The sequence below is a fragment of the Neorhizobium sp. BT27B genome, from assembly GCF_050455485.1.
Lineage (GTDB): Bacteria > Pseudomonadota > Alphaproteobacteria > Rhizobiales > Rhizobiaceae > Neorhizobium.
In genome coordinates, this window is the sequence record NZ_JBCIYT010000004.1 from 101,660 (window position 1) to 120,409 (window position 18,750).

The 18,750-nt window shown below is 60.4% G+C and carries 18 protein-coding genes; 8 read left to right on the forward strand and 10 right to left on the reverse strand.

Annotation, left to right across the window (positions count from 1 at the left end; all coding sequences use genetic code 11):
* Positions 1-234: 234 nt before the first annotated feature.
* The 5 genes from AAIH70_RS12270 (at position 235) to AAIH70_RS12290 (ending at position 6,436) form a co-directional block, all read left to right on the forward strand.
* A complete protein-coding gene (locus tag AAIH70_RS12270; RefSeq protein ID WP_132275512.1) occupies positions 235-570 on the forward strand; it encodes a hypothetical protein in 336 nt (111 codons plus the stop codon).
* A 100-nt stretch (positions 571-670) separates the two neighbouring features.
* Positions 671-1,885, forward strand: coding sequence for an acetate/propionate family kinase (locus tag AAIH70_RS12275; RefSeq protein ID WP_132275509.1), 1,215 nt, complete (start codon positions 671-673; stop codon positions 1,883-1,885).
* Between the two features lie 117 nt (positions 1,886-2,002).
* Complete coding sequence (gene pta / locus AAIH70_RS12280; protein WP_132275506.1) at positions 2,003-4,144, forward strand: phosphate acetyltransferase; 2,142 nt, start codon at positions 2,003-2,005, stop codon at positions 4,142-4,144.
* Entirely contained in the window at positions 4,141-5,043 is a 903-nt protein-coding gene (locus AAIH70_RS12285; RefSeq protein ID WP_132275503.1) for a formate/nitrite transporter family protein, read from the forward strand. Before pta ends, AAIH70_RS12285 begins: the two co-directional genes overlap by 4 nt.
* Before the next feature lie 169 nt (positions 5,044-5,212).
* Positions 5,213-6,436 carry a M24 family metallopeptidase gene (locus AAIH70_RS12290; protein WP_430034259.1) on the forward strand — a complete coding sequence of 408 codons (1,224 nt, stop codon included), beginning with the start codon at positions 5,213-5,215 and terminating at the stop codon, positions 6,434-6,436.
* 6 nt (positions 6,437-6,442) lie between these two features.
* On the opposite strand, the gene AAIH70_RS12295 is transcribed toward AAIH70_RS12290, so the two are convergent.
* The 8 genes from AAIH70_RS12295 to AAIH70_RS12330 form a co-directional block, all read right to left on the reverse strand.
* Positions 6,443-7,687 carry an NAD(P)/FAD-dependent oxidoreductase gene (locus AAIH70_RS12295; RefSeq protein WP_132275497.1) on the reverse strand — a complete coding sequence of 415 codons (1,245 nt, stop codon included), beginning with the start codon at positions 7,685-7,687 and terminating at the stop codon, positions 6,443-6,445.
* Between the two features lie 93 nt (positions 7,688-7,780).
* Complete coding sequence (locus tag AAIH70_RS12300; protein ID WP_132275494.1) at positions 7,781-8,740, reverse strand: dihydrodipicolinate synthase family protein; 960 nt, start codon at positions 8,738-8,740, stop codon at positions 7,781-7,783.
* A gap of 104 nt (positions 8,741-8,844) precedes the next feature.
* Positions 8,845-9,549, reverse strand: coding sequence for a GntR family transcriptional regulator (locus AAIH70_RS12305; protein ID WP_430034262.1), 705 nt, complete (start codon positions 9,547-9,549; stop codon positions 8,845-8,847).
* A gap of 290 nt (positions 9,550-9,839) precedes the next feature.
* Entirely contained in the window at positions 9,840-10,625 is a 786-nt protein-coding gene (locus AAIH70_RS12310) for a gluconate 5-dehydrogenase (protein WP_132275489.1), read from the reverse strand.
* Positions 10,626-10,799: 174 nt separating this feature from the next.
* Positions 10,800-11,642, reverse strand: coding sequence for a 5-dehydro-4-deoxy-D-glucuronate isomerase (gene kduI, locus AAIH70_RS12315; RefSeq protein WP_132275486.1), 843 nt, complete (start codon positions 11,640-11,642; stop codon positions 10,800-10,802).
* A 57-nt stretch (positions 11,643-11,699) separates the two neighbouring features.
* Positions 11,700-12,161, reverse strand: a complete 462-nt coding sequence (locus AAIH70_RS12320; RefSeq protein ID WP_132275483.1) for a YhcH/YjgK/YiaL family protein — start codon at positions 12,159-12,161, stop codon at positions 11,700-11,702.
* 60 nt (positions 12,162-12,221) lie between these two features.
* Positions 12,222-13,238 carry a 2-keto-3-deoxygluconate transporter gene (gene kdgT / locus AAIH70_RS12325; RefSeq protein ID WP_132275480.1) on the reverse strand — a complete coding sequence of 339 codons (1,017 nt, stop codon included), beginning with the start codon at positions 13,236-13,238 and terminating at the stop codon, positions 12,222-12,224.
* Between the two features lie 29 nt (positions 13,239-13,267).
* Entirely contained in the window at positions 13,268-14,251 is a 984-nt protein-coding gene (locus AAIH70_RS12330) for a sugar kinase (RefSeq protein ID WP_132275477.1), read from the reverse strand.
* A 248-nt stretch (positions 14,252-14,499) separates the two neighbouring features.
* Between AAIH70_RS12330 and pflB the strand changes: the two genes are divergently transcribed.
* Positions 14,500-16,758: a formate C-acetyltransferase gene (gene pflB, locus AAIH70_RS12335; protein ID WP_132275474.1), complete on the forward strand. Its 2,259-nt coding sequence runs from the start codon at positions 14,500-14,502 to the stop codon at positions 16,756-16,758.
* 85 nt (positions 16,759-16,843) lie between these two features.
* Positions 16,844-17,635, forward strand: a complete 792-nt coding sequence (gene pflA, locus AAIH70_RS12340) for a pyruvate formate-lyase-activating protein (protein WP_132275471.1) — start codon at positions 16,844-16,846, stop codon at positions 17,633-17,635.
* 22 nt (positions 17,636-17,657) lie between these two features.
* Here pflA and AAIH70_RS12345 read toward each other — a convergent pair whose 3' ends face one another.
* Entirely contained in the window at positions 17,658-17,918 is a 261-nt protein-coding gene (locus AAIH70_RS12345; RefSeq protein WP_132275468.1) for a hypothetical protein, read from the reverse strand.
* A gap of 167 nt (positions 17,919-18,085) precedes the next feature.
* On the opposite strand from AAIH70_RS12345, the gene AAIH70_RS12350 reads away from it, so the two are divergent.
* Positions 18,086-18,289, forward strand: coding sequence for a DUF4287 domain-containing protein (locus AAIH70_RS12350; RefSeq protein ID WP_132275465.1), 204 nt, complete (start codon positions 18,086-18,088; stop codon positions 18,287-18,289).
* Positions 18,290-18,372: 83 nt separating this feature from the next.
* Here AAIH70_RS12350 and AAIH70_RS12355 read toward each other — a convergent pair whose 3' ends face one another.
* Positions 18,373-18,609: a hypothetical protein gene (locus AAIH70_RS12355; RefSeq protein ID WP_132275462.1), complete on the reverse strand. Its 237-nt coding sequence runs from the start codon at positions 18,607-18,609 to the stop codon at positions 18,373-18,375.
* Positions 18,610-18,750: the final 141 nt, after the last annotated feature.

Here is an 18,750-nt window from a genome sequence, read left to right on the forward strand (position 1 = left end):
GAGAGGCAAAACCTGCCAGCGCATCAATACTTGATCATATAACTCATATTAATTTGCCGATTACCAAACGGGTGGTATCATTGCGGCATGACGCCGCGACGGGCCGTTGATCGTGATCAATGCCTGCACCGATGACGTCTTTAGGATCGCGAATGAAGCACACGGCCGGATGTTTCGATGTCGGGCCGTGGGGAGGAGGAGCCTTGACCACGTGCCTTACAGAAAGACAGACAGATGGGCATCCTTTCCGACCGGTTTCCTCTGACACAGCCCCGGCTGCAGAGTTACATCCCCGACAGCGATGCAGGCCGTTGCGAAACGCCTGACACAAACGCTGCGAAAGCTCTCGCGGGGCAAGTTTTTCTGGCGCGCCGATGGGCGATTCCCGCAACGCAGGCGGTTGCAGCCCAGTCTTTCAGTTCCGCCGACCAGCCCGCTTTCGATGCGCTTCATGCGACGACGTCACCAGATGCCGATGACAGTTCGAATTTCGTCGAATTCGATGGCTTCCTGATCGACGGGCAGATCGCAGCCGCCTTCGATAGCGAGCGAATTCCGTCCGCAGCCTGACCAGCGCTTGAAAAAAGCCGGGCGGCCGACATTTCAAAGCCTTCGAGGCCGCCTCGTTGTTTCCACAGACCAAGAGACTATTTTACAAGGAAATTTATGCATGGCCGAAGATCGTACGCATGTACTGGTTATCAATTGCGGCAGTTCGTCGCTGAAGTTCAGTCTGTTTGCCGGAACCGACCGTTCCGCCATTCTGTCGGGTCTGGCGGAAAATCTCGGCCAGGCGGAAAGCCGGCTGATCCTCAAGGAAAATGACGCCAAGATAACCATTGCGCTCGATGGCGGCAGCCACGATGCGGCGCTGCGCCGCCTGATGGCAGAACTAAAGGAGCGCGGTCTTCTGGATGCCATCGGCGCGGTCGGCCACCGCATCGTCCATGGTGGCGAGCGTTTTGTGCAAGCCACCCGCCTCGATGCCGAGGTTCTTGGCGAGATCGAAGCACTCTCCTACCTCGCCCCGCTGCACAATCCGGCCAATGTGCTTGGCGTGAAGGTTGCAATGGAAGTGCTGGGTTGGGTACCGCATGTGGCGGTGTTCGACACATCCTTCCACATGACCATTCCCCAGGCCGCCCATACTTACGCGATCCCGCATGAATATCGTGAGGCCGGCGTTCGTCGCTACGGTTTCCACGGCACCAGCCACGGTTTCGTCGCCAAGGAAGCCGTCGAACTGCTGGGCCTCGACCCCGAGAACCACGGCCTTGTCATCGCCCATCTCGGCAACGGCTCGTCCGCGACTGCGGTTCTCAACGGCGAAAGCGTCGACACCTCCATGGGCCTGACGCCGCTTGAAGGTCTGGTCATGGGCACCCGTTCCGGCGACATCGACCCCGGCGCAATTTTCCATATCGCCCGTCAGGACAAGCTGTCGATCGACGATCTCGACGCACTGCTGAACCGCAAGAGCGGTCTTCTCGGCCTTTCCAGCCTGTCCAATGATTGCCGCACGCTGGAAAGTGCGGCGGGCGAAGGTCATGAGGGTGCGATCCTCGCCATGAACGTCATGGTTCATCGCCTTGCCCGTTATATCGGTGGCCTCGCCACCTCGCTGCCGCGCCTTGATGCCGTGATCTTCACCGGCGGCATCGGCGAGAATTCGTCCTTCGTGCGTGCCAAGACCATCGCGCGTCTGGCAACGCTTGGCATCAAGCTCGACGAAACCACCAATGGCGGCATGTTCGGCGGGCGTTGCGGCGTCATCAGTGCTGCAGGTTCCGCAGCCGTCGCAGCCGTCATCGCCACCAACGAGGAATGGGCAATCGCCAACGAGGCGCGCCCCTACATCGGCCAGGAAATCCGCAAGGCCGGCTGAGCGACCCACGTCCATACGATCACGGCGCCCGGCTCATATCGGGATCGGGCGCCTGCAAAAAATGCATTTTCCCCGGCTTCGCCGGAACAGACAGATTTTATCGAAAGGCTAAAGTTCATGACGGCACGTGTCATCTTCCTGGCGCCACTGGCGCAAGACGTCGGCCTGACCTCGGTCGCACTCGGTTTCGTACGCGCCCTGCAGCGCGACGGCCTGAAGGTCGGCTTCGTCAAGCCGATTGCGCAGCCGACGGCAAGCGAACATCCGGGCTCCACGCTCCGAACAACGGAAACCTCCAGCCACTTCGCCCGCACGCTTTGCCTGACGGAAGCGCCGGAGCCGATTGCCTTCGCCTATGCGGAAGACCTTCTGCGCAAGGGCGAACTCGACCTCCTGCTGGAAGAGGTCGCCACGATGACGGAAGCGCTGCGCGCCGATCATGATGTTGTGGTGGTCGAGGGCCTGATCCCTTTCGCCGACCTGCAGATTGCACCGCGCCTCAATGTCGAGATTGCCCGCAGCCTCGGCGCGGAAGTCGTGCCTGTCGTCAACGGCAGCGACAATGACGGCAAGCGCCTCACCGATGCCGTCACACTTGCCCGCCGCCAGTACATGCGTGAGGCGAACCACCATTTTGCAGGTCTGCTCGTCAACAAGCTGCCTGAAACCGCCAATCGTCAGGCGCTCACCGGTGCGCTGGCCGCGGCCGACATGGGCGATTGCGAGGTGATCGGCGCGATCCCCTATCGCCCCAGCCTCAACGCACCACGCCTGTCGGACATCGTGTCCTCGCTCGACCTCAAGGTCGAGCAGGGCGACGATCTGGATGCCATCCGCGTCGGCGAGATCGTCGTTGCCGCCCGCTCGGTGGAAAATATCATCGATCGCCTTGGCCCTATGACGCTGGTGGTGATGCCGGGTGACCGCAGCGATATCGCGCTGGCAACGGCACTGGCGCATATGCGCGGCATCCCGATCGCCGGCATGCTCTTGACCTGCGGCGCGCTTCTCGCCCCGCCGGTCGCCGAACTGATCACATCCTCCGGGCCGGCCACGTTGCCGATCCTGTCGACCCCGGACGACACCTATGCCACGGCATCACGCCTGTCGCACCTGAGCTACCATGTCAGCCGCGACGATGGCGGCCATATGGAACAGGTGATCGAGTTCATTGCCGAACATATCGACACCCGTTCGCTGCGTCAGAAGATCGGCTCACCATCCGAATTGCGCCTGTCGCCGCCGCGCTTCCGCAATCAGCTGATCGAGTTCTCCCGCCGCGCCAACAAGCGCATCGTGCTGCCGGAAGGCGAGGAACCCCGCACCCTGCAGGCGGCCGTCATTTGCCACCGCAAGCGCATTGCTCGCTGCGTGCTGCTCGGCAATCCCGAAACCATTCATGCGATGGCCAAGGCCCAGAAGCTGGACCTGCCGGACGATCTGGAAATCCTCGATCCGCAGGCGATCCGCGCCAACTATGTTGACGCCATGGTGGAGCTTCGCAAATCCAAGGGCATGACACCTCCGCAGGCGATGGCGCAGCTGGAAGACACCGTGGTTCTCGGCACGATGATGCTGGCCGTGGGAGAAGTCGATGGTCTCGTCTCCGGCGCTATCCACACGACCGCCAGCACGGTGCGCCCTGCCCTGCAGCTGATCAAGACCGAACCGGGCCAGAGCATCGTCTCCTCCGTGTTCTTCATGCTGATGCCGGATCAGGTTCTCGTTTACGGCGATTGCGCCATCAACCCGAACCCGACGGCCGAACAGCTGGCCGAAATCGCGCTTCAGTCGTCCGACACCGCGCGTGCCTTCGGCATCGATCCAAGGGTGGCGATGATCTCCTATTCGACCGGCGTCTCCGGCACCGGTGGCGATGTGGACAAGGTGCGTGAGGCCACCCAGATCGCCCGCGCCAAGAACCCCGACCTGCTGATCGACGGGCCGATCCAGTACGATGCGGCAAGTGTCGAAAGCGTCGGCCGCTCGAAGGCACCAGAAAGCCCGGTCGCCGGTCGCGCCAACGTGTTCGTCTTCCCCGATCTCAACACCGGCAATACGACCTACAAGGCCGTGCAGCGTTCTGCCGACGTGGTTTCGGTCGGCCCGATGCTCCAGGGTCTGCGCAAGCCGGTCAACGACCTGTCGCGCGGCGCACTTGTCGATGACATCGTCTTCACGATCGCACTGACGGCCATTCAGGCCGATGCGCCCAAGATCGTTGAACAAGAAGCCGTGAAGAGCGTTGCCACCGCATGAGCGCGCTTCCGCATCACGATGAAGCCCTGCACGACACCAAGTCCGCCATACGCGGGCTTGATGCAGGCCTTATCCTCGCACCGCATGAAATTGCGGTCGAGGCCGAGGAAATGGGTGTCAAGAAAAGCAAGAGCGACACCATCACGCTTCTGGCCTTGGCGATCCTCGCCGGTGCCTTCATCGGCCTCGGCGCCATGTTCGCGACCACGGTCGCATCGGGTGCCGATGGCATCCTGCCCTATGGCGTGACGCGTCTTCTGGCCGGTTTCAGTTTCTCGCTCGGCCTCGTTCTGGTGCTGATCGGTGGCGCCCAGCTTTTCACCGGCGACATGTTGATGGTGATGGCCTGGGCGAGCAAGCGCATCAGCACCGTCAAGATGGTCAAAGTCTGGATCCTGGTCTGGTTCGGCAATTTCATCGGCGCAGCCGGGGTTGCCGTGCTTGTTTTCCTCTCCGGGCATTACAAGTTCGGCGGCGGCGCCATCGGCATCGCGGCGCTGCATTATGCCGAGGCGAAATCCGTGCTTCCGCCACTGGAAGCATTTTCGCTCGGCATCCTGTGCAACATTCTCGTCTGCCTCGCCGTCTGGCTGACACTCGCCGGCCGCAGCGCCACCGACCGCATTCTGGCGATCGTCTTTCCCGTCACGGCCTTTGTTGCCGCCGGTTTCGAGCACTGCGTTGCCAACATGTATTATTTCTCGATCGGCCTGCTGATCCATTACGGCGGCTCCGAGAGTTTTCAGGCGATCGTCGCAGGTCATACGGCACCGATCCCGCTGAGCGGTGTTGCCATGAACCTCCTCGTCGTCACGCTCGGCAACTGGGTCGGCGGATCGCTGCTGGTTGGCGGCATCTACTGGCTGATCTACCGGCGGCCAAAACGGCTGGCGAAATAGCGGCCACCACACGGACCTTGCCAGACGCCCGCGCTGTCGCGGGCGTTTGTGTTTGCGCAGGTCAGAAACGCATGTCATGCCGCAGCAAGGCTTGCGGCGCAGGGGCCAGATCGTGTTAGGTGAAAACCAATCGCGAAGGCGTTCAGCCGTTGCGCGATGATGAAATCATATGATCATGGCAGTGTCCCGCATGAGCGCCCCAGTCTACAAATCCTTCGAACAATCCCTGTCCGAATTCGAAAACATCGCCGACGCTGTCGCGCCGATTTCAAACGATGAACTCGCTGCCCGCATCGCCAAGCTGCAATCGCGGATGGCTGAGGCCGATGTGAAGGCGGTGTATCTCGATACATCGACAAGCCTCACCTATTTCACCGGCATGACGCTCGGCGCCAGCGAACGCCTGCACGGCGCCGTCATCCCGTCCTCCGGCGCACCGATCTATATCAGCCCCGCCTTCGAAGAACCGAAGACGGTCACGCTCATCAGGATCGAAGGCGATATCGCCACATGGGAAGAACATGAGGACCCGGCCCTTCTGGTTGCCGAGCTGATCTGCGGCTTGGACGCAAAGGGCAGCGCTTTGGCATTCGACCCGGCGACACCCTTTGCCTTTTTCACGCCAATCGCCGCCCATATCGAATCGCGGCTTAAGGTCATCGGTGCAAAGGAGCTGATCGCCGCTTGCCGGCAGATCAAGTCGGCAACCGAGATCGCCATCATCCAGACTGCCATGTCGGCCAGCCTGCGTGTGCACAAGGCAGTCTGGGAAGGCCTTTACGAGGGCATCTCGACCACCGAGATCATCGATTTCATTCAGGCGGCGCATGTGAAGCTTGGCATGCGCCATGTTTTTGCTGCCGCCCAGTTCGGCGAAGCGACCGCTTATCCACACGGCGTGCCCTATGCGCAAACGCTGAAGAAAAACGACATGGTGCTGATCGATCTCGGCGGCCATATCCATCGTTACTGCTCGGACATCACCCGCACCTACATCTTTGGCACACCGAGCGAGCGTCAGCGGGAGCTTTGGGAGCTGGAAAAGAGCGCGCATCGCGCCGGCTTCGAGGCAGCACGGATCGGCACGCCTTGCGAAGAGGTGGATGCGGCGGCGCGCAAAGTGCTGACCGATGCCGGTTATGGTCCAGATTATCAGGTGCCGGGCCTGCCGCACCGCACCGGCCACGGACTTGGCATGGACCTGCATGAGGACCCGTTCATCGTTCGCGGCAACACGACACGTCTGGAACCCGGCATGGTGTTTTCCGACGAGCCGATGTTGTGCGTTTACGGCGAATGCGGCGTGCGGCTGGAAGACATCATCTACATGTCGGAAACCGGCCCGGTGTTCTTCACCGAACCGGCGCATTCCATCGAAAAACCGTTCGGCTGATCGGACTTATCCGAACCGCTGCGGAGAGAATGCGGCGATATCGATCGCCGTCGTCTTGCCCGACAGCATATCGGCGACCAGCCGTGCAGTTCCGGCCGACTGAGTGAGCCCAAGATGGCCGTGGCCGAATGCGTAAACGACATTGGCCGTGGTTTTCGCGCGGCCGATGGCCGGCAGGCTGTCAGGCATTGATGGGCGAAAACCCATCCATTGCGAGCCGCCCTCGGCCTTGAGACCCGGCAGGAAGGCTTGTGCCTTTTTCAGCATGGCTTCCGAGCGCTTGAAGTTCGGCGGCAGCTCAAGCCCGCCGAGTTCGACGGCACCACCGACGCGGATGCCGCTGGTCAGGCGCGTGACGACAAAACCGTGTCCGCCGAACGTGACCTGCGTGCGCAGATCGAAGGAGCCTTCCGGCAATGTTGTGTTGTAACCGCGTTCGGTTTCCAGCGGAATGTTTTCGCCGAGTGTGCGGGCAATGCGGTGCGAAAACGCGCCGGCGGAGAGAACCACCTTGCCCGCAACATGTCTGCGACCGTCCACGGCCACCACTTCGGCGCCATCCGCAATCGGGCTCAGCGCCTTGACCTCAGCGATCTCAATCACGCCACCGCGCGCTGAAAACTGGGCGGCCAATGCCAGCGTATAGAGTTTGGGATCGGCGATCGAATACCAGCCCGGTGTGAACGTGCCGCGAATGAAACGTGGCGCGATGCCGGGCTGGATGTCCGCCATTTCGGCGGCGTGCATGTGCCGGAATTCGATGCCGTGTTTTTCGCGCGCCTGCCAGCCCGGCAACGACGCCTCGTACTCGGCACCGCTTTCATAAACCTGCAGATTGCCTTCCTTGCGCAGCATGGAAAGCGCGTCGGTGGCAGCGAGGAACGGCTCCAGTTCCGCCTTGGACAGATCCATCAAGGCCGTCTGGGCGCTGGTGGACTGGGCGACGCGCGATGGCTGGCAGGCCCGCCAAAACCGGAACATCCATGGCGCGATCTGCAGCGCATATGCCGGCGGAATCGAGAGCGGGCCGAGCGGATCCAGCAGCCACTTTGGCGCTTTTTTCAGAATACCGGGAGAGGCAAGCGGCAGGATATCGGTAAAGGCAAAAGCACCGGCATTGCCGGCGGAAGCACCGGCTGCCGGGCCTTCGCGATCGATGACGGTGACATTGAGACCCCGCATCTGCGCGGCGATGGCAATGGAGAGACCAACCACCCCTGCCCCGATGACGATGACATCCGACCTGCTCATGTTCCCCAGCTTTCCGGCATGCCGTGGCGGCACGCTCATTCCCCGTCCTGATAGAGAAAAACCCTCCAGCGGAGGGTTTTTCATAGAAGTATTTTAAGCCTTGGCACTCTGGACTGCGCCCGGCAACTTGCTCCAGTCGGCGTACCAGCTGTCGAACAGCGCAAGCTGGGTCTCGACATAACCGCGCTGGCTGTCGGAGAGCACGTCGGTTTCGATGAAGTTCAGCGCGTATTCCTTGTCGCCCTTCAGCACCATCATATGCTTGAAGTAGAGGACCAGATCCGGGCCTTCATCGAAGGAGGAGAGTACGCCGAGGGCTTCTTCCAGTTCCTTGGCGCGGACACGGGCATCGGCATCGCCCTTCGCCGCAGCGATGGCGAGATTGCAAAGATGCAGCACTTCCTTCGGCAGGACATTGCCGATGCCGGTGATGGCGCCGGTCGCGCCGCAATTGACATAACCATGGTAGACGGCGGTATCGACGCCGATCATCAGCGTGACATTGTCATCGCGGCTGGTGATGTTTTCCGCCGCGTAACGCATGTCCTGCGGGCCGCCGAATTCCTTGAATCCAACAAGGTTCGGATGTTCGGCGCGCAGCGCAAAAAACAGGTCGGCGCGGGTGGCGAAACCGTAATAAGGGCTGTTGTAGATGACGGCCGGCAGATCAGGTGCTGCCGACAGGATGGCCTTGAAATGCGCCTTCTGGGCCGAAATCACCGAGCCGCGCGACAGAACGCGCGGGATGACCATCAGGCCGTTGGCGCCGACCTTCTGGGCATGCGCGGCAAGCGCAACAGCAGACGCCGAATTGATGGCGCCGGTGCCGACGATGACCGGAATGCCCGCATTGACCAGACGCTCGACGCCTTCCATGCGCTGCACATCGGTGAGAAGCGGCCAGTCACCCATCGAACCGCAATAGACAACGGCCGACATGCCGGCTTCGATCAGCTGCTTCGCCTTCGAGACCAGCGCGTCGAAATCCGGCGTACGGTCAGCCTTGCCGGGGGTCATCAGGGCCGGGACAACGCCCGAAAAGATATTTGCCATTCCCGAAACTCCTCAAAATCCGTTGGTGGGCAAGCACACCCACACCTCTGAGATGGGAGAATACTCCATCCACTTTCTTTGTCGACAAAAAAAATACAAGATTTTCACAAGTCGATATCGAGCCTTTCATGACGTGTCAGAAGGCGTCCGATCTGCTCGACGATCTGCTCGCCATGCGCCTTGCCGAGACGATCCGCAGCAGCGACATCGCGGGCTTCGATGGCGGCGATGATTTCCTCGTGCTCATCGACGAAGCGGGACGGGAGACGATCGTCATAGGACTGGTAATAAAGCCGCAGCATGCGCCGGCCTTCACCGAGAAGGCGATCGAAAAAGCCGGCGTAATAAGCATTGCTACCGGCCGCTGCGATGGCCGAATGGAAAGCGGCGTTGGTGGCAATCATGGCCAGAGCGTCCTGCGTGCGCACGGCAGCGCTGAACTCGGCCTGATGGGCGCGAATGTCGATCAGGTCTTCCGCCAGGTGATGCTGCGCCGCCAGGCGCGTCGTCACCCGGTACATCAGCACTAAGGCGTCGAAATAGGCGTGCATGCCGAGGAAATCGATATTCGACACCATGGTCGAGCGATTGGGCAGCGTCTCGATCAAGCCTTCGCCGACCAGCCGTACCAGCGCCTCACGGATCGGCGTGCGCGACATGCCGAAACGGGCCGCCAGCGCCACCTCGTCTATGGCACTGCCCGGCGCCAGCTTGAGATCGAGGATTTCGTCACGCAGGAGATCATAGACAAGCTTTACGCCTGAACCGCGCTTGCGCTCGATCGCCTGATCCGGATCGGGTATGGCCATGACAGAATCCCTTGTCGACATGATGTTCGCTGCATTTAGAGCCTTTTACGATCAAATGTAATCACTCCGGGAACAGCATAGAGACCGCCCCAGGCGATCCACGCATCACGTTGGCCATACCGGCTTTGACGTTTCTGAAAATCTGCGCGCTCACTTTGCTGCGGAGCCCGGTGTACAAATGACGATCTCCATCGTCGGAACAGATTGCAAGCCCATCCCCGCCATTTTCGAGCGCACACGAAAAAGCCGGGGCGCGAACCCCGGCTTGCATCATCGCGGGCGGAACAGGATCAGGGCTGCTTGCCGATATAGGCCAGAATGCCTCCATCGACGTAAAGAACATGGCCGTTGACGAAATCCGATGCCGGCGAAGCGAGGAAGACGGCCGGGCCTTTCAGGTCCTGCGTGGTGCCCCAGCGATTGGCCGGCGTCTTGGCCAGGATAAAGGAGTTGAACGGATGACCCGGCTCGCGCAGCGGTGCGGTCTGCGGGGTCTCGATATAACCCGGGCCCAAGCCGTTGCACTGAATGTTCAGCGAGCCGTATTCGGAGGCGATGTTGCGGGTCAACATCTTCAGGCCGCCCTTGGCAGCAGCATAGGCCGAGACCGTTTCGCGGCCGAGTTCGCTCATCATCGAGCAGATGTTGATGATCTTGCCGCCGCCCTTCTTGATCATGCCGGGAATGACGGCCTTGGCGACGATGAAGGGCGCGGTCAGATCGATATCGATGACCTGGCGGAAATCCTTGACGTCCATTTCATGCATCGGCGTGCGGCGGATGATGCCGGCATTGTTGACGAGGATATCGACCGGGCCGAGATCCTTTTCGATATCGGCGACCAGTTTCTGCACGCCCGGCTCGTCGGTGACGTCGCAGATATAGCCCTTGGCGTCGATGCCCGCTGCCTTGTAGGCTTCGATACCCTTGGCCAGAAATTCCTCGTTGACGTCGTTGAAGGCGATGGTGGCGCCGGCTTCGGCCAGCGCGCTCGCCAGTGCAAATCCGATGCCGTAGGAGGCGCCGGTGACGAGGGCGACCTTGCCCTTGAGCGAGAATGCGTCGGGATAGCTCATAATCAAAAAATCCTTGAATACGGAGGGAGGATAAAACGGCAGCGCCGTGTCGCGGCTGCCGGACCCCGCGCCCTGCCGGCGATCTGATCGATCGATGCCGGTTGCGGGATCAGTTCTTGAAAATCATGGTGCGGGCGCGAAAACCTTGCACGCTTTCGCGCCCTCGTCCGACGATCAGCGAAGCTCGTTGATCGGGATATGGTCCATGTCGTCGAAAGTGAGGTTTTCACCGCACATTGCCCAGATGAACGTGTAGTTGGCGGTGCCGCAGCCGGCATGGATCGACCACGACGGCGAGATAACCGCCTGCTCGTTGCCAACCAGAATGTGACGCGTCTGTTGGCCTTCGCCCATCATGTGGAAGACAGCCTGATCTTCGGCGATGTTGAAGTAATAGTAGATTTCCGAACGACGCTCGTGGGTGTGGGCCGGCATTGTGTTCCAGACATTGCCCGGATCGAGTTCGGTCAGGCCCATCGACAGCTGGCAGGTTTCCAGAACGTCCGGATGGATGAACTGGTTGATGACGCGCTTGTTGGCGGTGGCATTGTCGCCGACCGGCTTTTTCTTGGCGTCATTGATCGACAGGAACGTGGTCTTGCAGACTTTGTGGGCCGGTGCCGAGATCATGTAGAACTTGGCCGGCTTGGCCTTGTCCTTGCTGCGGAAGATCACCTGTTTGGTGCCCTTGGTGACATAGAGGCAATCCTTGAAGCCGGTCTCATAGACCTCGCCGTCGACTTCGATCGAACCTTCGCCACCGAGGTTGAAGATGCCGAGTTCGCGGCGCTCCAGCACGTAGTTCGTGCCAAAATTCTTCATGCAGTCGATGCCCTTGTCGAGCGGAACGGCCTCGGCAACGGGCATGCAGCCGAACACGACCATACGGTCGACATGGCTGTAGGTGGCAAGAATTTCGTCAGCGACGAAGAGTTTTTCGATGAGGAATTCGGCGCGCGTTTCTTCGGTGGTGTAACGCTTGAAATCTCTCTGACTGGCCGAATAGCGGATGTCCATGAGTGTAACTCCTGTAGAAACTGGTATCGTTATGAAATGGGGGCCTGCGGAAAGGCCTCAGAGAAGGATCTTGACGACGACCTTGCGGACCTTGCCGGCAGTCTCGGCAACGCAACCCGGACGGTGGATGTCGGTCGGGTAGAACAGCGCATAGGCGCCCGGGCCAAGCAGCAGGTCGGTCTCGTCGGTGACATCAGAATAGAAGCGGACATCGCGGCCTTCGAACAGGTCTTCCTCGACCGTGTGGGCACCGGCAAGCGGGGCGTAGCCGATGACTTCGCGGCCGGCAAAGACATACTGGATGTCCATATAGCGGGCATGCGATTCCGGGCGCTTTTCAGCCTTCGGTGCCGTGTCGTAATCCTGGATGAGCGCAAAGATGGTGTCGCCGTCGATATCGACCCGGCCGGCTGGCAGAGATGCGATATCGGTCTTGGCAAGAAAGTCGAGACCTTTGCGGACGTTCTCAGGCAGGATGGCGGCGTCGCGGTCGAGCGTGGCGAGATGGCTAAGATACATGACATTATTCCTTGATTTTCTTTGGCGGGGCCGGCGACGGAGCGCCGGCCCCGGCGAACCTTACTCGGCAGGGCGCAGGGCGTCACCCGCCTGAGGCGCATCAGCCGGAGTAGCCTCGGTCACGCCGGCCCGCTTCTTCATGTGCTTGGCGTACATGCCGGTCAGGATCGGGACCAGAATGGCCGTGGTCAGGCATGCAGCGGCGACCAGCGAGGTTGCGGCAGCGGCAGCGGGTTTGAACTGCGGTGCCATTTCGGCGATGATCATCGGGTTGGCGACGGCCGCACCGGCAGCCGACGAGGCGGCGAGACCTGCAGTGCCATTACCACCGCCGATAAGCCTGTCGGCGAAGATCAGCGGGATGCCGGTGACGACGATGACGATGATACCGAGCAGAATGCCGCCCAGACCGGTGGTCAGGATGACGTTGAGGTCGATGCCGTTACCGAGCGCAAAACCGAAGAACGGGATGAGCGTGGTGACGCCGCCCTTGAAGAAGGCGCGCAGGTCCTTGTCGAGGTTGCCGAGAATGAAGCCGATCAGGAAGGGCAGGACGGCGCCGACGAACAGGTGCGGTTCGAAAGTGGCAACGCCGGCAGCGCCGAGGATCAGCATCGAGACCAGCGGACCCGATTCGATCGACATCAGCACGAAGGCACCCGATTCTTCCTTGGTGCCGTATTGCTGCATGATCGCGGCGTAGAGACCGCCATTGGTCATGTCCATTGCAGCGCAGATAGCGAGTGCCGAAAAGCCCATGAACAGGCCCGACTGGACGCCTTCGAGCGGCAGGAACTGGGCAGCGATATAGGTTGCGCCCCAGGCAACGAGGGTTTTGACGACGACGAGGTTACCCGATTTGCGCAGCACCGTGCCGGTTGCGCGAAGGTCGATCGACGTGCCCATGCAGAAGAACCAGACGGCCAGGATCGGCACCGTACCGGCGATCAGGCCGTTGGTGAACGAACCGAAGTAACTTCCGGCCCATGGGAAAAAGGTCTTGCAAAGTGCGCCGAGAATGAGCGGCACCAGCATGAGCCCGCCGGGGACTTTGTCGATTGCTTTCTTGATATTCATTGTGCATTCCTCCTGAAAATTCGTATTCGCTATTCGTCGGCACTTTTCTGTTGGCCGCGGGCAGCGATTTCGTTTGAAAAAACGTCCGGCGTTGCTCCCTCCGGAATGATGGCGCCGTGGTGCTGTACGACGGCACCTGCGACGATATGCGCTCGGCCGGCAGCCTCTGCGGGTAGAAGCTCGAGAAGACGTCCGAGGATGTAGGTGGCCGAAAAGCTGTCACCGGCCGCGGTCGTATCGACGACTTTTCCGACCTTGGTGGCAGGCACGATTTCGACCTTGCCGCTATGGATGAGCGTGGCATCGCCCGGCCCGTCCTTGATCACCACTTCGAGCTGCGGCATTTTGGCGAAATAATCGATGCCGGCCTGGACGGTGGGAGCCAGCCCCAGCACTTCCAGCTCCTCAATGGTGACGAGAACGCGGGTGGAAAATCCGATGACGCGCTCATAAGCGGCACGCGCGGCCTCGATGCCGCCCCAGAGCAACGGGCGGTAGTTACCGTCGAAATCGACGGCGACGCCGGCACGGGCCAGTTCCTCCAGCCGCACCAGCAGGCGCTCGCGGCTTTCGGGCTTCAGGACTGCCAGGCTGATGCCCGACAGGTAGACGCTGGTATAGCTTCCAAGAGCCTCCAGCAGATCCTTTGAACCGTCCGATTCAAAGGTTTCCCGGGCGGCCGCCTCGCCGCGCCAGTAAAAGAAGCGGCGTTCGCCGGCCGCATCCGTGCGGATGAAATAAAGGCCGGCGCGACGCCCCTTCAGACGCAGGACGAGATGATCGTCGACGCCCTGCTCGTTCCAGAAAGCGGCCATCTGATCGCTGAACGGATCGTCGCCGATGGCGGTTACGTAGGAGACGAAAGAGCCCAGCCCGGCACCGAGGCGCGCCATATAGGCAGCCGTATTAAAGGTGTCGCCGCCGAAAGCCTGGGTGATCGACCCATCAGGCTTGCACTGCATCTCGATCATGCATTCGCCGATCGATGCGACCCGAATTTTCTGTTGTGTCATTGTCCATCCCTTCACACCGCGCATTCGCGGCACAAAGCGCAGGACGTCTCTCTGACCCCCGTCATGCGCTTTCGAGATGAACTTATCGGGATGTCGCAGGGTCGGCGTTGATCGGGATCAATGGTTTCCGTCCGCATGTTGATAGTCTGCGGATGGAAGTCAGGATGCCTGCACACGAATGAGCAGGCATCACGATCTGGGAGGATCCTAAACCAAGTGCCGCAAGGCAAAGCAGAAGGAAGACATTAATGGGCATCCTTTCCGAGAAAATCACCCCGGCCGATGCGTGGTCGGGTTTCAAGGGTGAAGCCTGGCGCGAAAGCGTCGATGTTCGCGATTTCATCCAGGCGAACTACACGCCCTATACCGCTGACAGCACATTTCTGGCCGGTGCGACAAAACGCACACTGAAGCTCTGGGAAGACCTGAGCGTTCTTTTGAAGGCCGAGCGTGAAAAGGGCGTCCTCGACGTTTCCGCCGACCGCGCCTCCACCATCACCGCCCATGACGCCGGTTACATCGACCAGGCAGCCGAGCTGATCGTCGGCCTGCAGACCGATGCACCGCTGAAGCGCGCCATCATGCCGAACGGCGGCTTGCGCATGGTCGAAAACGGCCTGGAAGCCTTTGGTTTCGAGCTTGATCCTTCGGTCAAGGAAGTCTGGACCAAATATCGCAAGAGCCATAACCAGGGCATTTTCGACGTCTACAGCCCGGAAATCCTCGCTGCCCGCAAGTCCGGCGTCATCACCGGCCTGCCGGATGCCTATGGTCGCGGCCGTATCATCGGTGACTATCGCCGTGTCGCCCTTTATGGCACGGACGCATTGCGCGCCTTCCGCCAGAAGGATTTCCGCGCCATCGAGAACGAGGTCTTTACCGACAGCGTGATGCGCCTGCGTGAAGAGCTTTCGGAACAGTTCCGTGCGCTCGACGAGCTGCGTGAAATGGCCGCGAAATACGGCTACGACATTTCCAAGCCTGCGACCAATGCGCGCGAAGCCATCCAGTGGACCTATTTCGCCTATCTGGCTGCCGTGAAGGAACAGAACGGTGCGGCCATGTCGCTCGGCCGTGTCTCGACCTTCCTCGACATCTACATCCAGCGGGATATCGATGCCGGGCTTCTCACAGAAGAACAGGCCCAGGAACTGATCGACGACATGATCATCAAGCTCCGGATCGTTCGCTTCCTGCGCACGCCAGAGTATGACCAGCTGTTTTCGGGTGACCCGACCTGGGTGACCGAATCGATCGGCGGCATGGGCGAAGACGGTCGTCCTCTCGTCACCAAGTCGAGCTTCCGCTTCCTGCACACGCTCTACAATCTCGGCCCGGCTCCCGAACCGAACCTGACCGTGCTGTGGAGCACAAAACTGCCGACCGGCTTCAAGAACTTCTGCGCAAAGGTGTCTGCCGATACCAGCGCCATCCAGTACGAGAACGACGATCTGATGCGGCCCAAATGGGGCGACGACTACGGCATTGCATGCTGCGTCTCGGCCATGCGCATCGGCAAGCAGATGCAGTTCTTCGGTGCCCGCTCCAACCTCGCCAAAGCTTTGCTTTATGCGATCAATGGCGGCGTCGATGAAAAGAGCGGTGTTGCCGTCGCCAAGGGCTTTGAGCCGATCAAGGGCGACGTGCTGGACTATGACGAAGTCATGGCCAAGTTCGACAAGATGATGGACTGGCTGGCCGCGACCTATGTCAAGGCACTCAACACCGTCCATTACATGCACGACAAATACGCTTACGAGCGTATCGAAATGGCGCTGCACGACCGCGACATTCTGCGCACCATGGCCTGCGGCATTGCCGGCCTGTCGGTGGCAGCGGACAGTCTGTCGGCCATCAAGCACGCCAAGGTGCATGTGATCCGCAACGAGGCAGGCCTTGCCGTCGATTACAAGATCGAGGGTTCCTACCCCGCTTACGGCAATAACGATGACAGCGTTGACGACATCGCGGTTTGGCTGACCGAGACCTTCATGAAGAAGATCGCCGCCCAGCCGTATTTCTACCGCGACTCGATGCCGACGCAGTCGGTTCTGACGATCACCTCCAACGTGGTCTACGGCAAGAAGACCGGCAATACGCCGGACGGACGCCGCGCCGGCGAGCCTTTTGCGCCGGGTGCAAACCCGATGAACGGCCGCGACACCAAGGGTTTTGTGGCTGCCGGCGCATCGGTTGCCAAGATCCCCTACGACTCGGCTCTCGACGGCATTTCCTGGACGGCTTCGGCCACCCCGGATTCGCTCGGCAAGACCGACGAGGAACGCGCGCAGAACCTCGCCAATTGCCTGGACGGGTATGCGGCGGCCGGTGGTTTCCATGTCAACGTCAACGTCTTCAATCGCGAGACGCTGGTTGACGCCATGGATCACCCGGAACTCTACCCGCAGCTGACGGTCCGTGTTTCGGGCTATGCCGTCAACTTCGTCAAGCTGACCCGCGAACAGCAGCTCGACGTCATCTCGCGTACGTTCCACGCCAAGATGTAAGCCGGATCTGGATGACATCCCGCGCGCAGGTTTCTGCGCGCGGGACCTCCAGCCACATCATTCGCCACAAACCATGAGCCTCACCATGGATATCCTCACGATCAAGGACGGTTTGCCAAAAGCGGCCGCCGGCCACCACACCCCACTCGATCACGGCTTTCTGCATTCGGTCGAAAGCGGCGCCGCAGTAGACGGTCCCGGCATGCGCTTTGTCTTCTTCATGGCGGGCTGCCAGTTCCGCTGTCTCTATTGCCACAACCCGGACACCTGGAAACTGCATAACGGCCGCCGCATCACGCTGGATGACGCCATTGCCGAGATCAAACCCTATGCCGGTTTCCTGAAATTTGCCGGTGGCGTGACGATTTCCGGCGGCGAGCCGCTGATGCAGGCAGGTTTTGTCGGCGAGATGTTTCGCCGCATCAAGCAGGATTTTGGCCTGCACACCGCGCTGGACACGCAAGGTTTTCTGCACGGCAATGTCGAGGATACATTTTTCGACAATGTCGACCTCGTTCTGCTCGACATCAAACATTCCGACCCGGACACCTACAAGCGCCTGACGGCGCAACCGCTGCAGCCGACGCTGGATTTCGCCCACCGCCTGAAACGCCTGCAAAAACCGATGTGGCTGCGCTACGTGCTGGTGCCCGGCTGGACGGATGGCGCGGAAGATATTGCCCGCCTTGCCGATTTCGTCGCCGACCTCGGCGACATCGTCAAACGGGTGGAGGTTCTACCCTTCCACCAGATGGGCACCCAGAAATGGGAGCAGCTGGGCATCGAATATCCGCTGAAGGATTCGCCGACGCCGACGCCGGATTCCGTTGCACAGGCACGGGCGATCTTTGCGGCAAGAGGTTTGACGGTGTTGTAAGGAAATATGGCGGGCCGGCCAGCTACCACTGACCGCGTTCATTACCGGCCGGAGCGCCGTTTTGCCACTGGTCATAATAACTCAGCGCGCTGTCCTGGGCCGTGCGCAGCAGGCTCGGATCCTGCCAGACCATGAAGCCGCCGATCACCAGACCCGCGACAATGGCGATGCCGATCAGCTTGCGGACGACGAACATCACCAGCCAGATCGCAACGAGCGCGACCACGATCATGACCAGCAGGGAATAGATATCTTCAGGGATGTAAGCGTCGAACGTGTCCATATGCGCTTATAGATGCAACGTTTTGGCCGAAAGAAGGCGGCACCGGGACGAGCCTCGATGCGGCATGCTGAATGCACCGATTATCCTGCAGGGCGACCGCAGACGATGACAGCGGATTGCTTCCTGTTAATATCGCGGGCTGAAACTGCTGCAGCCGGAGGTGCGCCATGGCAAACGAGACGGTCAAAGGTCCTGCGTCCTATTTCCCTTCCATCGAAGCCAAATATGGCCGTCCGATCGCTGAGTGGAAGGAACTCATCCGCGGGCAAGGCGGGAAGAAACACATGGAGCTTGCCAACTGGCTGAAGCAGGAGCACGGCATGGGTCATGGCCATGCCAATGCGCTTGTTGCCGATACTTTGCGCGAGTAGTGGGCCGGTGAAAACCGAAGCGAACGCAGCGCAGAAGCGCTAGCTGCAATAGTCGAGCCGCTTCGGGTCACAACTCAGCAGATTCACTCAGCGGCAAATTTCACCGTCACGCCGCGCTGGCGAAAATAGGCCTGCATCAGTTTTCGGCCGGAGCGGTTGTTCTGTACGAGCCTGGCCGGATCGAAGACCGCCTCCTTCACGCCCTCGCGCGCAAGCGCTGCCTTGAGGCTCGCGATATGCAGATCGATGTCGGCATTGTCCGCCTGAAGCGATTCATAAATGCGGGTTGTTGCTTCTGTGACTGACGGTTCGCTCACGATTTCACTCCGGTTATTGTCTGCGTGGCGATTACCACACTTTTCGGCCTGACCCTATCGGGATGAAAAACGCCGTCGTCAACGGATGATCTGCGTCATCCATCTCTCCCAGCCCTGCCCATTTTGCATATCTGGCGACACGCA